The 16,076-nt window shown below is 44.5% G+C and carries 10 protein-coding genes; all 10 read left to right on the top strand.

Translation table 11 applies throughout. From position 1 onward, the window contains the following. Positions 1–151 precede the first annotated feature (151 nt). The 10 genes from MKX75_RS06530 (at position 152) to MKX75_RS06575 (ending at position 15,791) form a co-directional block, all read left to right on the top strand. Positions 152–439, top strand: a complete 288-nt coding sequence (locus MKX75_RS06530; protein ID WP_076331976.1) for a hypothetical protein — start codon at positions 152–154, stop codon at positions 437–439. 418 nt (positions 440–857) lie between these two features. Continuing rightward, positions 858–1,061, top strand: a complete 204-nt coding sequence (locus MKX75_RS06535) for a hypothetical protein (RefSeq protein WP_076331977.1) — start codon at positions 858–860, stop codon at positions 1,059–1,061. A gap of 26 nt (positions 1,062–1,087) precedes the next feature. Then, on the top strand, positions 1,088–1,810 hold the full coding sequence (locus MKX75_RS06540) for an adenosine deaminase (protein WP_076331978.1): 723 nt from the start codon (positions 1,088–1,090) through the stop codon (positions 1,808–1,810). A gap of 677 nt (positions 1,811–2,487) precedes the next feature. Then, positions 2,488–3,012, top strand: coding sequence for a GNAT family N-acetyltransferase (locus MKX75_RS06545; protein ID WP_083679548.1), 525 nt, complete (start codon positions 2,488–2,490; stop codon positions 3,010–3,012). A gap of 382 nt (positions 3,013–3,394) precedes the next feature. Beyond that, positions 3,395–4,240: a rhamnulose-1-phosphate aldolase gene (gene rhaD / locus MKX75_RS06550; RefSeq protein ID WP_339168956.1), complete on the top strand. Its 846-nt coding sequence runs from the start codon at positions 3,395–3,397 to the stop codon at positions 4,238–4,240. A 278-nt stretch (positions 4,241–4,518) separates the two neighbouring features. After that, positions 4,519–6,336, top strand: a complete 1,818-nt coding sequence (locus MKX75_RS06555) for an APC family permease (protein ID WP_076331980.1) — start codon at positions 4,519–4,521, stop codon at positions 6,334–6,336. Between the two features lie 343 nt (positions 6,337–6,679). After that, the gene (locus MKX75_RS06560; RefSeq protein WP_062833088.1) at positions 6,680–7,642 is read left to right on the top strand and encodes a sugar ABC transporter permease; all 963 of its coding nucleotides are present in this window, start codon (positions 6,680–6,682) and stop codon (positions 7,640–7,642) included. Further along, on the top strand, positions 7,639–8,460 hold the full coding sequence (locus MKX75_RS06565; RefSeq protein ID WP_036669010.1) for a carbohydrate ABC transporter permease: 822 nt from the start codon (positions 7,639–7,641) through the stop codon (positions 8,458–8,460). The genes MKX75_RS06560 and MKX75_RS06565 overlap by 4 nt, the downstream gene beginning before the upstream one ends. 370 nt (positions 8,461–8,830) lie before the next feature. Continuing rightward, positions 8,831–10,204 carry an ABC transporter substrate-binding protein gene (locus MKX75_RS06570; RefSeq protein WP_339168957.1) on the top strand — a complete coding sequence of 458 codons (1,374 nt, stop codon included), beginning with the start codon at positions 8,831–8,833 and terminating at the stop codon, positions 10,202–10,204. Between the two features lie 430 nt (positions 10,205–10,634). Further along, complete coding sequence (locus MKX75_RS06575; protein WP_339168958.1) at positions 10,635–15,791, top strand: 5'-nucleotidase C-terminal domain-containing protein; 5,157 nt, start codon at positions 10,635–10,637, stop codon at positions 15,789–15,791. Positions 15,792–16,076 lie beyond the last annotated feature (285 nt).

Consider the following 16,076-nt stretch of genomic DNA (forward strand, 5'->3'; position numbering starts at 1 on the left):
ATCGGACGTTTCGGTGGGGCATTTTTGTGTGCAGTTGTCTATCAATCTATGCTGTCTATTAAAAATGGACGTTATAACACGGTCATTTCACCGTGACTTTACTAGTTTCTGAACATAGAATACCGTATCAAAGCAAAAGGAGGTGATTTCAATGGCCATCCTTTTACCATTACAGTATTACAATCTTCCAGCTGGCGTAGGCAAGTCCTACTACGAAAACCTGTCTGGAGGAACCAATGCCAGCGTTACAGTAAACAACAACGGACCTTTTCCAGTATCTCTCGTAATCACTCGTGTTAATGCACCAGTAGTCACTTACGTGGTTCCAGTAAACAGCAGTCTTACAATTACTGCAAGTGCAGTCCTGGTTTTTGCATTACAAGCCAACCTTGGAGGCGCAGCTTCCGGAACAGTTCAATTCGCCGTAGCAGATTTCTAATTGGTGTAATACAGTAGATTGGCCTCTGCCGGACATGATGTCGGCAGGGGTTATTCTTTTTTTATATGGATATACATAATTCGTTGGAACAACGATAGTATGCGTAGAAGGGGAAATCCTTTCTGAGGAGGAAGTAAAAGTAACAACTAATAACCAAAAACCATATAAATGCGAACCTATAGATTACTATAACGAAACAAAGCGAGCCTTTCATAAGAAAAAATTAAAATTATAAAAGAAATAACCCGCCATAGGTTGCCGTATGGAGTGGAGACCTGCTTCAAAATATAGTATTTTTACAATCGATATAATAGATTAATAAATAAGAGAGAGAAATTATTCCAAATATGTGTTATAATATATTAGATCAAAAAATACAATAATTTGAATTTCTGTGAACAAGAGGTGGAAAAAAACTATGAAAAATAGAAACATAACAGGTATTGTAGTGGCCATAATTTATTGTGTTGTTCTTTATGTTTATTTAACCGATGCCCCCCCTGGTGAAGCTCCAAATAATCCGCTATGGATTTATTTATTGATTCCAATTGGAGCGATTGTAATTACGTCTCTTTTTGATTATGTGATTAAGTTCGATTTCTTCAGGAAAAAGAAGAAATAGAAGTAAAGAATGAATGGAGGATAAGAATGATAGGATCAAAAATATCTAAAACATTTTTTGCAGGAGTTCTTCTCTCTACATCTATCTCACTACCAGCCTTTGCCCAGGATCAGGTAGACTTACCATCTTCTTTGCCAGTGTCACAAGTGGACAAAAGCCTATTGGATTTAGTTGAAAGCACAACCAGTAATTCTGTAACTTTTACAGATGGTTCTACATTAGTTCAATATGACAATTACTATATTGCGACTGATTCAAATGGAGAAGATGAGTTAAAAATCACAAAAGTTGACGATAGCAAAGTAAAGTATGAAAACCTGCAAACAGGCGAAGTGAATTATGCAATCAAAAAAGTTAGACCTGTTTATGAAGATCTCAGTTATGCTCCACAGGCATTAGCAGATGATTATGTATATAAAGGCAAAGTAGAAAATTCAACTGAGATAATATATGCCACAGCCTCTGCAGTAGCAGGTATACTTGCTTCCTTTATAGGCGGACCTGTAGGTGGAAGAATAGCTGGAATACTTGTAAGCATTGGCGGTTATTATCTTTCTAAAGATGCACCAAGAGCCTACTGGATAACAAAAACATACACTAAAGGTGTTTCTAGTGGTTACAGTGGGACTTTATCCATTAGGAAAGACCATCACTATTATAGATATCATGATTATACTGGGTTTATAAATACTGTTTCGACAATTCAGACTTGCCAACCTTATGGTTGTGGTACAGTCAAAGAATTGTGATCTCTTAATAATAAAGGTAGATTGACGTTAAGTCCCTACCAAAAGTTTAACCCCCTTTCCAAAGAAGGGGGTTAAACTTTTGGTAGGGATCAAGAAATAAGGTACTTGTGATTAAAATAAAAACACCGCTTCATTACAAATAACGCTATTTATTCTGAAAGATGTCTAAGAAACAAGAAATGATACATTTAAAGAGAGGAGACTACATCTGGGCAGCTCCTTTTTTATTTTTTATTCAGCTTCTAATAGAAGGTGAAGATGATAAAAGATGTAAATAGAAAGTAAGAAATGAATATTGATAAAAATTGTTACTCAACTTTCCAGCTTAAATCTCCAAAAAACCTTGATATGGCTGGATAGAACAGAGATCCATTCTTGTAGTTGACAAAAAACAGCCCATTTACACACCTTTCTTGTTTATGGTAGATCGACACTTCCATGATACCAAACAAGCGAGGTGTTTTTTTGTTACTAGAAACAGTAATGTTTAAATCTTCTTACGCCCACAAGGGGTTGACTCAATATTCTAAGTGCGAAAGTTAAGTAATTAATAAATGCGTATTACCTTTATACTTTAGTAGCGTCTTTATACATATTTGTTTACCCTGACGGTCATTCGATTAATTTAAGGTATAGGCGGCACGCAGAACTTGTGTTGGCATACAGGAGGTTAGTGGATGATGAACAGAACAATCTTATTTGAAACCGAACGGTTGGAATGTGCGACGTGGAACGAGGGAGATCGTGCGCTGGCGTTTGCGCTGTGGGGTGATCATGAGGTTGCCAAGTGGATTAGCAGCAAGGGATTTCTGAGCGAGGACGAAGTAGAAGCACGATTAACACAGGAGATTCAAAGGCAGAAGGAAGCGGGTGTGCAATATTGGCCCCTTTTTGAGAAGGAGTCTGAGGTATTTGTTGGTTGCTGTGGTTTGCGTCCATATTCTCCAGAAGAGGATATCTATGAACTGGGATTTCATCTAACCCGGGATTACTGGGGTAAAGGGTATGCCCAGGAAGCAGCGCGGGCGGTGATTGGTTATGCCTTTGACGAATTGAACGTGAAAGCACTGTTTGCCGGGCATCATCCGGATAATGAAGTGTCACGTCACATCTTGATTAAGCTGGGATTTGAGTATACAGGTGACGAACGGTATGAACCGACTGGTAAGATGCATCCATCCTATGCGCTGCAAAGTCCTTAAATATCCTTCCAATATGGACAGGCTTAACATAACAACTTAACGTGAATCCGATCCAAAAGAGGTACGCGGTCCATACTGGCTCAGCTCGCTTTTCATGCTTTTTTTATTTCGCTTTCAGCTTCTATTAAGGTAGCAGAGGTATGATAACTCTTGTAAACCCCTTCTCGTGTTAAATAGATGTGTGACTGACCCCGCCGGGCGCCGGTGGGGTATTTTTTTGTTTTATTTTCAACTAAACAAAACTAAACAAAAATAAATAAAAGTTTATTTCTGTGTTTATTATTGACTATCAAAGATAAACAAAGGTATAATGAATGTGAAAAAAGGAACTTACTATGTACGTGGCAAGCCATATTATTTTCAATATAAGGAGAGAATGATTATGAACGTGACCCTTACGAATGAGACAACGCAGGCTGCAGGTTTCCATATTCCATTTGTCCGTGAGATGGCCGAAATTACACAACATATGTGGAAAAATGGCTGGGATGAGCGTAATGGCGGTAATGTCAGCTATCTGCTGGAGGAAGAGGAAGTTGCCCAATATATCGATATCCATCATGTGATTCGCAAGATCAAACCGGCATTTTCGGTGCAGGAGCTGGCAGGCAAGTATTTTATCGTGACGGCATCGGGCAAATATTTCAAAAATGTACTCGCTGATCCCGAGAGCAATCTGGGGTTGCTGCGTGTATCGCAAGATGGACAGGAGCTGGAAGTGCTCTGGGGATTGAAGTCGGGCGCGAATCCAACAAGTGAGTTGCCTACGCATTTCATGAGCCATATCGAACGTCTGAAATTGGACCCCAACCACCGGGTTGTCATGCACAACCACGCCACTCATGTATTGGCGATGACGTTTATCCACGAATTGGATGAAGCAAAATTCACCAAGACCCTCTGGCAGATGTGCACGGAGTGTGTGGTTGTATTCCCGGATGGGATTGGCATCATTCCATGGATGATTCCTGGATCGAATGAGATTGGCCGCGAAACGGCTGAGAAAATGAAAGAATATCACGCGGTCATCTGGCCGCAGCATGGCATATTCGGAACAGGTACAACGATTGACGAAGCATTTGGTCTGATCGAGACGATTGAGAAGGCAGCCCAAGTGTATATGCTGGTTGCTGGTCACGAGATCCGGCAGAGAATTACGGATGAGCAGCTGACCACACTGGCGCAAGCGTTTGGTGTCACCCCTCGTCCCGGCATTCTGGGCAGTTAAGGGAATCTGGATTGTTTTGTAGTCAACGCATAGATCAAGGAAGTGGTCTTTGGTTCATTGAACCGAAGGCCATTTCCTTTTTTTTGACGAACAATCGTCATTTTGGTTCAAAAAAGTTCAAATTACTGAACAAGAATGGCTTTGTTATCGATTATTGAATCGTAGAATGCATTATCACGCGCTGGCGAAATTCGGGTGAAATGACGTATTGTCAACGGCTCTGCGATTTTGCATAATAACAATGCTTCACAGATGAGAGACGGAAGGAAGTTATGATCATGCTTGGCAAAATGAAGAGAATCTTAATAGGCAAGCCAATGAAATCGGCTGAACTGGATGGAGAAAAATTGGGGAAATGGAAGGCACTTGCCATCCTGTCCTCGGATGCCCTATCGTCCGTTGCCTACGGTACGGAACAGATTTTGCTGGTGCTCGTTGCGGCCGGATTCGCCGCCCTGTGGTACTCTGTTCCGATTTCCATCGCCGTGCTGGGATTACTCGTCATTTTAATTTTTTCCTATCGCCAGACGATATTTGCTTATCCAACAGGGGGCGGCGCTTATATCGTAGCCAAGGATAACCTGGGTACAACATCCAGTCTGATTGCCGGAGGATCTCTGCTGGTCGATTATATTTTGACCGTTGCGGTAAGTTCGTCCGCAGGGACGGATGCGATTACGTCGGCTTTTCCTATGCTGCATGACTACAGTGTTGTGATTGCACTCATTATGATTGTTTTTCTAACGATTATGAATTTGCGGGGAGTGACGGAGTCAGCGTCTGTGCTGGCGATCCCCATCTATCTATTTATCTTCTCGATTGCGGTTCTGATTATCTCAGGCGGAATCAAATTTCTTGCCGGGGGGATGGAAGCAGCTGCACCTGAATTCGGAACAAGTCTATCCCATGTGAGTATCTTTTTGTTACTAAAAGCATTTAGCTCCGGTTGTTCGGCGTTGACTGGTGTGGAAGCGGTAAGTAACGCGATCCCGAACTTCAAGCAGCCTGCCGAGAAAAATGCTGCCGGTACGTTACTGCTCATGGGTTGTATATTGGGAGCCATGTTCATTGGCATCACGTTGCTGGCTTTCGGTTATGGGGTGAAGCCTGATCCCCATGCCACGGTTATTTCCCAGATTGCCGAAGCCACATTTGGCAGAGGGTGGATGTATTTTATTATCCAGGGTGTGACGGCACTAATCCTGTTCCTGGCAGCCAATACGGCGTATTCGGCCTTCCCGTTGTTGTCCTTCATGATGGCGAAAGACAAATATATGCCCCATATGTTCATGGTCAGAGGTGACCGTCTTGGCTTCTCCAACGGGATTATTTTTCTCAGTGTGATGTCTGCGCTGCTGGTGGTCGGGTTCAAAGGGAACACGGAAAGCCTTATTCCGCTCTATGCGGTAGGGGTGTTCATCCCATTTACCCTGTCACAGCTTGGCATGATGATTCGCTGGATCAAAGTCAAACCATCAGGCTGGCAGATGAAACTGCTCGTTAATACAGTAGGTATGCTGACTACATTATCGATTACCCTGATCTTTATTTTCACCAAGTTCACGCAGACATGGGTCATCTTTATCTTTTTGCCGTTCGTTGTCTATGTGTTCCTGCGTATTCACCGTCACTATTGCAACATTGCCGATGAGCTGCGGATTGATATTCAGGTCGATAAGCCAGCCAAAAAAGGCAATACCATTGTCATTCCTGTTGCAGGCATTACCCGGGTCGTTATGAATACGATCAGTTACGCCCAGACGATGTCGGATCACGTGGTCGCACTGTACATTGGATTCGATGATGAGGCGATACGCAAGATGGAGCAGAAGTGGGAAGAATGGAATCCAGGCGTTCGTCTGGTTGTGATCAAATCGAGGTACCGTAGCATTATGGGGCCGCTGAAGAAATTCATTGATACCGTAGAGTGGAAAACGGCCGAGACCGATCATATCACCATTCTGATTCCACAATTCATCACCAAGCACTGGTGGCAAAATGTACTGCACAACCAGACCAGCTTCATGATCCGGGCTTATCTGATTAATTACAAAGACGTGATTGTCACCACGGTGCCATATCATCTTAATCGTTAACTCGAAGGGTTAATCGCTTCACCCCGTTTGGAAGATTTACAGATTAATGTAAAATGAGTCACTTTCATTAATAGACAAACGTTCATACTCCATTTACACATCAAACGGCAGGGACATCTCCAAACAGGGGAGTTCTTGCGGTTTTTTGTCGTGAAATCCGATTTGGATTTCGCTTTCGAATTGATGCACATTTGCGTAAACAGCCTTGTCCATGATTAACGTTACGTTGATTCAGAACAGATTTTGCTGTGACATTCGACTCTTACACTAGATAACGTGGTGTTGAAGTGGATGTAGCATTTCACACACACTGAATGCGTGAAACAAGGGGGAAGAAAATCCGATGAGTGAGCTTGATAACCGGATCAGCTTGCCCGCCGCCAAACGGCGCGTATCCGGTACGAGTGAGCGCCGGACAGTCTCGCTGCGTGTGCAGCGAATGCGGGAGAATATGCTGGCCTATGGTTTCCTGGCACCATCGCTGCTTTTGTTTGCAGTGTTTCTGTTTTACCCGATGTTTAAGTCCGTGTACCTCAGTCTGCATTCCACAGATCCGACGGGACAAATTGCGGCTTATGTGGGACTGGATAACTTCAAGGCGGTGTTCCAGTCGGGACTGTTTATGCAAGGGATGAAAGTGACTTTGCTATTTGTCCTGTTTACAGTGCCTACGGGCATGCTGGCTGCTCTGATTCTGGCTGCACTGACCCACAACCGATTCAAGGGAATGCGTGTGTTCCAATTTGTATTCTCTCTGCCGGTGGTGTTATCCGTCGGTTCGTCAGCAGTCATTTGGAAGTTTCTTTTCCATCCGACCCTGGGCATGCTGAATTATCTGCTTGGCAAAGTAGGCATCGATCCAATTCCTTGGCTTACCAGCCCGGATTGGGCATTGATCTCAATTTCCATCATGACGATCTGGATGAATCTTGGATTCAACTACATTATCCTATCCAGTGGTTTGGCGGGCATCCCGGATGAGATCTACGAGAGCGCCAAGATTGACGGCGCAGGACCCTTACTTACGTTTCGCAAAATCTCGATGCCGCTACTGTCACCAACGTTATTCTTTGTTACGGTCGTATCGATCATTGGCGCTTTTCAATCGTTCGGTCAGATCAACATTCTAACCCGGGGTGGCCCGATGGACAGTACGAATGTTTTCGTCTATTCCATCTATCAGGAAGCCTTCGTTAATTTCCGCTTTGGTACAGGTAGTGCGCAGGCACTGATCCTGTTTGTGGTAATTATGCTGCTGACTCTGATCCAGTTCAAATGGGTAGAAAGGAAAGTGCATTACCAATGAGTGCGACATGGACCAAAACACTGTTGTATGTATTACTGACGATCTGTGCAGCGCTTGTGCTGTATCCGGTGATGTACACCTTTTTTATGGCCGTCATGACGCCGGAAGATGCGAGCGCTTATCCGCCGCATATCATTCCAAATTCAATCGATCTGTCCAACTTTAGCGAAGTGTTCGATATTGTTCCGATCGGTCGATTTATCGGCAATACCTTTCTTGTCGCAGGACTGACGACGCTTGGTCAATTGATTACAGCGAGTATGGCAGCCTATGCGTTTGCAAAAATGCAGTTCAAAGGCAAAAACGTCATCTTCAGCATGTTTGTCGCAACGATGATGATTCCATGGGAAGTAACGATGATTCCAAATTACCTGACAGTTCGCAGTTGGGGTTGGCTGGATAGTTATCAAGGGCTTACGGTGCCGTTTCTGGCAACTGCGTTTGGTACATTCCTGCTGAGACAGTTCTTCATGCAACTACCCAAGGAATTGTTCGAGGCGGCGAGGATCGACGGTTGTGGTCATATTCGATATTTCATATCGCACGTCTTGCCATTGTCCCGTCCGGCACTTGGAACACTGGCAATTTATTCATTCTTAAGTATGTATAATTCGTATCTCTGGCCGCTGCTGGTGACAAACACACCGGAAATGAGAACCGCACAGATCGGAATCTCGATGCTGGAGTTCCAGGAATCCACAGCGTGGAATCTGGTATTTGCCGGAACAGCGATGGTCATTCTACCATCCTTACTGCTATTGATTTTCGGGTTGAAACAGCTTGTCCGCGGAATGGCCGCAGGCGCGCTGAAGGGGTAAGGAGTAAGGTTTTGAAACTATTTATTGAAGTGGAAGCTCTGAAGATTTTGATCTAAAGATTTTGATTTAGAGGTTTTGAATTAAACCTTGTATCTTCGTACAAGGTCTAAGGTTTGGATACCAGGAGCGAATAAAATGAGGCTCGTGCTTCAAATAAAATGTTGAAATGAACGACGGTAGTAGTGGAGGGGACGAAATCGATTCTGAAGAAGCAAAGCGTTCGCCTTTATCCCCGGATTTCCCCCTTTGAAAGGGGATGAAAGAAATCCGGGGATAACAGCGATCAAAAGAACGATTCGTAACCGTAACGGCCACACCGCGTCATCCCCAAGATTTTATTGCAAGCGAGCCATATAAAAGGAGAGCGATTATGAACGGATTTCGTTTGAAAAAAAGAGGAACATTTGCATTAATGCTGGCTGCACTCATGTTGGTCATCTCCGCTTGCGGAACGAAAGCAGAAACAAGCAGCCCGGCGAGTGGAGCACCAGCAGAAGCGGCCGCCGTTGAAACAACACAATTGACGTGGTGGCATTCCATGTCTGGCGCAGGGGAGAAAGCCATTAATCAACTCGCTTCCGACTTTAACGCTAGCCATCCGGAAATTCAGGTTAAACCCATCTATCAAGGGAAGTACGATGAGAGTCTGAACAAACTCAAAGCATCCATGGGCTCAGACAGCGGTCCTGACATTATCCAGGTCTACGAGATCGGTAGCAAGTTCATGATCGATTCGGGCATGATTACGCCAGTACAGCAGTTCATTGACAAGGATCAGTTCGACCTGTCCCAACTGGAGCCAAACATCATCCGATACTACACCATCGATGGCAAATTGAACGCGATGCCTTTTAACACATCGAACCCGATTCTGTACTATAACAAGGATATGTTCAAAGCAGCAGGTCTGGACCCGGAGAACCCGCCGAAGACGTATGAAGAGTTTGAACAAGCAGCAAAAGCACTTGCGAAAGACGGAAAGCCAGGAGCATCCATGGCGATCTACGGCTGGTTCATGGAACAGTTCTTTGCGAACCAGAATGCAGATTATGTAAACAATGGAAACGGAAGAACAGAAGCAGCTACAGAGTCAATGTTGAACTCCGAAGCTGGAGTGAAGACATTAACGTGGTGGAAAAAGATGATTGATGATAAAACCCTCTCCAATCTGGGACGTAGCACAGACGATACGACAGCAGCATTTACAGCACAGCAAATCGGTATGACCCTCGATTCCACGGCTGGCCTGCGTAAAATCGTAGAAGGTTCAGGTGGCAAGTTTGAACTGGGAACAGGCTTCCTGCCTCGTCCAGCGGATGCCAAAGAAGGCGGCGTTGTGGTGGGTGGAGCAAGCTTGTACATTATGAATAACAAATCAGAAGCACAACAACAAGCGGCATGGGAATTCATCAAATACTTGGCTACACCAGAGGTACAAGCAAATTGGAGTGTTGCGACAGGATACTTCCCTATTACGACAGCAGCTTACAATGAGCAAGTATTAAAGGATAATATGGCGAAGTACCCGCAATTCCAGACAGCAGTCGATCAATTGCACGCTTCCGCGGATTCGACAGCAACATCCGGGGCATTAATGGGTGTATTCCCAGAAGCCAGACAACTTGTCGAAGGAGCGATTGAAACGGTCCTGAATGGACAAGGTACACCACAGGAAGCATTGGATGCCGCAGCCAAACAAATTACAGACAAGATTGCGCAATATAACAGTACGGTGAAGAAATAATTGTAGGTTAATCTCAAAATAAAGATGCGGCGATCAATCCTGATCGTCGCATGTTTGTGATTATGGTTATTTAATTTGTAAGACTTAAGTTGGATTTTTTATCATGAATGGAGTCATAGGTGTTATCACAAAATGTCGAAAGAAGATATAGCACACAACATTGTGTTAGTTTAACTGACGCTAATTAGTTGTTTGTGCACAGGAACGGGAGATATAAGGTTCAAAAAGTCGCATTTAGGACCTATAATTAGTCCTATTTGAAAGAAAATGATATGATTTATTTTATTTTTGTAATGTACATGTTCTATTTTCTTTCATAACGAAGAAATATTGTTTACACCAGTCTGTTATTCAGTTATCTTATATTTGAACTAATGTACAAGCTGTCTGAACAAATGATTGCCAAGTTGAAAACATGGGGGTAGGACGAATGAACAACAAGCAAGTGAAACGTTGGGCGCAAGGGTTTCTGGTTTTCGTTCTTGTCGTTACAGGTGCAGCACCAATAGGTGGATTAAGTAGCACTGTATATGCTGATGAGGAAAGTGTAGTAACGGAACAGCCGCAAACAAGTGATCAGGAGACCTCCACACCGGATGCTGTCTCAACCGAAGAATCGCCAGACCCGGAGGGGACAGAGTCACCGAGTAACGAAGATGATCATTTGGATGGAACTGAAAGTGAGGAACCAGCTGAGACGGATAACTCAGAAGTGCAGGAAGCAGACGGGACTGGAATCATATCCATTGCTGATGCGCGAGTCCTTGCACCAAATACAAATGTAGCCGTTTCAGGTGTCGTAACGTACAGTGAACTCTCCGGAGAATTTACGAATTATTATATTCAGGACGAAGAGGCTGGCATTGTAGTCCGAGCGAAGAATCAAGTTGACGTGGGGGATCGCATTGAAGTGTATGGTCCAATTACCCACTACAGCGGACTCGTCCAGATCGAGAAGGATAAGTCAGGTTTTACCGAAGGATACATGAAGGTAAATGAGCAAAATGTAACACTTCCCGGACCCAAAAATATGGTGTCCACAGACTTTGTCAGACCAGCAGACCAAAGTAATAAAGGTCCGGGCGAAAAGTATGAGGGAATGTTTGTCGAAGTAAGAGATATTCAGGTAACACGGGGCAGTAGTTCGACGTTCTACGCTACGGATAGTCATGGTGCTGAGATAACGATTTATGCCAAAAACTCGCCTACCGCGCTAACTGTCGGCAAAACCTACGAATATGTGCAAGGTGTTCTGACCTTCAACAGTAATTACGGTTTAGAGATTTTGCCTAGAACAGCCGCAGATGTTGTAGAAAATAGCCTGTCTGTGATGGCAAGTGTTCCATCCGGCGGGATTCCCCGAAACAATGAAGTCACATTAACCTCTCCAGCCAAGGGCGCGATTGTACACTTCACAACGGATAATACAGAGCCTACTTCTTCTTCCACCGTGTATAGTAGCCCATTAGTGATTGATCAAGACATCGTAATCAAGGCGGTTGCCATTCTTAATGGACAATCCAGTGCAGTGTACACCTTTACGTATCAAGTACTTCCTGATAAAGAAAACCTGCGTATCCATGATATTCAGGGCGCTGGACATACCTCTGTTTTTAACGGATACGATGTTAAGGATATCGAAGGTATTGTTACTTCCGTCAGTACAAGCAGTTTTTACATGCAAGAGCTTCCAGGTGAAATTGACGATGATGTTCGAACCTCCGAAGCCATTCAAGTGTATAAGCCGAGTCATGGGGTTATCGTTGGCAACCAGGTGAAGGTATCCGGCAAAGTTACGGAATATGGGGCGGTTAACGAATTAACCACCACGCAAATTACGGCAAATACCATTGTAAAAGTGCTAGATAAAGTTGACCTACCTGCACCTGTGAAGTTGGGTGTCAATGGACGTATCATTCCAACAGTCATTGACTCGGACTCTTTTGCAGAATTTAATCCCGAGACGGATGCGATAGACTTTTTTGAAAGTTTGGAAGGCATGCGTGTTGAACTGGAAAAGCCTGAAATTATAGGTCCTTACTCTAGTCAACCGGGTCTGGCCGTTGTTGTAAATAATGGTGAGAATAATCCACTTCGCACACCTAATGGTGGTGTTATTCTGACCGATAACAAGAAAGATATGAATGAGAGTGATCTCAATCCGCAGCGTTTATTTATCAGTAAAAAACCTTCCAAAGCAGTAAAAACAGGCGATAAGTTGGATGGTAATGTAATCGGAGTAATGACATATTCTAGCGGCAATTTTAAGGTGAGTCCTGAAGGGAATTTGCCAGCAGTCATCCCGGGAGAAACGAAACAAGCGACTACTTCCATTGAACAAGCGGCAGATAAACTGACCATTGCCACGTTTAATGTGGAGAACTTTAGCAAAAAAGATGCAACACGAGCCAATAAAATCGGCAAAATCATCGTAGATAATCTGAACACGCCAGACATCATTGGCATTATGGAAGTTCAGGATAACGATGGCGATGCCGACACGGGCACAACAGCTGCCAATGAGAGTTTTCAGACTCTAATTGATGCAATCAAAACGAACAACGGACCAACATATCGATATAGTGAGATTTCTCCGGAAAATAACAAGGATGGCGGGGCACCTGGTGCCAATATTCGTGTAGGATTCCTTTATCAATCGAACCGTGTATCGTTGGCTACTGGTATCGGAAAAGGAAATGCTACGACGGCGATCACAGTCAAAGCTGACGGCAGTCTCTCCAATAATCCGGGTCGTATTGCACCAGGGGATGAGGCGTTCGCTAGCTCCCGCAAGCCGCTTGCCGCTGAATTCGAATTCAATGGTGAACGTGTAGTGGTGATTGCCAACCACTTCAATTCCAAAGGTGGAGACCTGAAACCTTTTGGAAGCATACAGCCTGCGACTCGAAGCAGTGAAGTTCAACGTGCGAAGCAAGCTGCGTTAGTGAATGGGTTTGTGAAGGAGTTACTGAACAAAGACCCTGAGGTCAATGTCGCTGTTCTCGGTGATTTTAATGACTTCCAATTCTCAAATACTTTGAATATTGTTGAAGGTAATGAACTGGACAATCTGGTAAACGAACTGCCAGAAAATCAGCGGTATTCCTACATCTATGATGGAAACTCTCAGACACTGGATCACATTCTGGTGAGTAAAAACCTGACTGAGACGGCATCCATCGAAGTGGTACATGTGAATGCCGATTTTGAGACAGCGGATGGACGGGTGAGCGACCATGATCCACTGCTCGCACAATTAAGTATTGGAGATCCGGTGGAAGAAGGGGACTTCAACCTGCGCGTACTGCACACGAATGATACGCATGCGCATCTGGATAACATTCCGCGCCGAGTAACAGCAATTAAGGAAGCGCGCAATGATAATACCCTGGTGCTGGATGCAGGGGACGTATTCTCTGGTACATTGTACTTCAATCTGTTTAACGGTCTGGCTGATCTGGAGTTCATGAACATGATCGGATATGATGCCATGACTTTTGGTAACCATGAGTTTGATAAAGGTCCAAGCGTACTGAAAGCATTTATTGAAAAAGCAGAATTCCCGTTCGTGAGTGCTAATATTGATTACTCAAAAGATGCGAGCTTGAGTGGTTTGTACAACAATAGCATCGGTGATCCGGGTGAGAAAGCCGAAATCTATCCGGCGATTATTACGGAAGTGAATGGTGAGCGAGTCGGTATTTTCGGACTGACGACACCGGACACGGTATCTCTTTCTTCACCGGGAGATGACTTGAAGTTTGTAGATTATAAGGCAAGTGCACAAGCAACTGTACAGATGCTGCAAAATGAAGGTATCAATAAAATCATTGCTTTGACTCACCTTGGTTACTCAGAGGATCTCAAATTGGCAGAAGCCGTAGAAGGGATCGATATTGTGGTAGGTGGTCATTCACACACCATTCTGAAGGAACCGATTGTTGTGGGCAGCCAAGATGAGCCAACATTGGTTGTGCAAACCGGGGAATATGACGTTTCTCTTGGTCAATTGGATGTTACGTTTGATGAAGCCGGTATATTGAAGAAGTGGAACGGCAAATTGTTGAGTCTGGATGCGAAAGATACTGCCAACCAATTCATCTATGCTGATGATGTGGAAGCTGCAAACAAGCTGAAAGAATATGCTCCTCAGTTGGAAAAGTTCAAGAAAACGATTATCGGTAAAACGAATGTCTTCCTGGATGGAGAACGTGGCACTGTGCGGAAACAGGAAACCAACTTAGGAAACCTGATGACAGACGGTATGCTGGAGAAAGTGAAATCCATTGTGCAGGAAAACGACGTCAAAGGATACGTGGCGATCCAGAACGGGGGTGGCATTCGTGCTTCATTCCAGATAGGGGATATTACGCTGGGCAATCTCCTGACTGTGATGCCATTCGCTAATAATCTGTCTGCGTTGAAAATGACAGGCAAAGAAATCACAGCCGCGCTGGAAAATGGCGTTAGTGGTGTGGAAACAGGAGAAGGGCGCTTCCCGCAAGTGGCAGGAATGCGGTTCTACTACGATTCCACCAAACCAGGCGAAAAAATTGATGCCACCACTAACACTGTGACCCAAGTCGGTCAACGTGTGGTCAAAGTTCAGATTAAGAATGCAGATGGTACGTACTCGGATATCGATCCGAACGGGTACTATATCGTCGCTACCAATTCATTTATGGCTAACGGTGGAGACTTCTACCGTGCTATGAGAACAGCAAAAGATGATAATCGATTCTACGAATTGAATCTGGTCGATTATGAAATCTTCCATGAACATCTGGACCGTGTAGGTACAGTTGATCAAAAAACGGAAGGACGCAGTACGGATTTGAAGGGAGTACCACTTCCGGGGGACGGTAATGGAAGCAATCCTGGTAATGGTGGCGGGAATAATGGAAGTAATCCGGGCAGTGGTGGAGGTTCTACAACACCTACTACACCTGTAACTCCAACCACACCGACTACACCAACCAATCCTACGAACCCAACTACGCCAACCGTTCCGGGTAATGGAGGAACTCCTAATCCAACCACACCGGTTGTAGACCTTAAGGACATCGGAAATCATTGGGCTGCGGCTGCTATTGAGCAGGCCATTTCCCGGGGAATTGTGAACGGGTATCAGGATGGTAATTTCCGTCCGAATGCACCAGCGACACGCGCCGAATTCATTGTGATGTTGGGCAGAGCATTTGAACTTCCGGCCAGCAACAAGGCATTGACGTTTAAGGATGCTGCGGGAATACCTGTATGGGCACAATCCTTTATTGCTCAAGCAGTCGATCAAGGCATCATCAGTGGGTATACGGATGATACGTTCCGTTCATCAGGCAAAGTATCACGGGTAGAGATGACAGTTATGCTCGTCAGAGCACTCGGTCTCCCGGTACAGTCGAATCCGGTACTGAGTTTCGCGGACGCAGATAAAGTACCGGCGTGGGCTGCTCCATATATCGCTGCTGCATATGATGCAGGACTGGTGAAGGGAACAGGGAAGAATATGTTTAACCCAATCGCGGAAGCAACCCGTGCTGAAGTGGTGACTCTGCTATTGTCGGCAAGCGAGTTGCAAAAGCAATAAAACGTATAATACAGACGTAACAGAACAGCTTGCAGACTTCCATCTGCAAGCTGTTTTTTTCTAGGGCGTGTCTGAAAACTCCGAAGGAAGTAGATTTTGCCGAATTTTCGTTCCAAGCAAGGAAGTTTTCTGCAGGCGTGCCGGGGCACGTCAAGGGAAAGTGACGCAGCAGGGGGCGAAAAGGCGGTGAAAGATGCACTTCAGCGAGTTTTGAGATACGCCCAATTAATGCCTGTTAATTTTCACTAAGTGAAGGTATAGTAGACAGGATTATATTGAAGGAGT

The sequence above is a fragment of the Paenibacillus sp. FSL R5-0341 genome (genome assembly GCF_037975235.1).
Classification (GTDB): Bacteria; Bacillota; Bacilli; order Paenibacillales; family Paenibacillaceae; genus Paenibacillus; species Paenibacillus amylolyticus_A.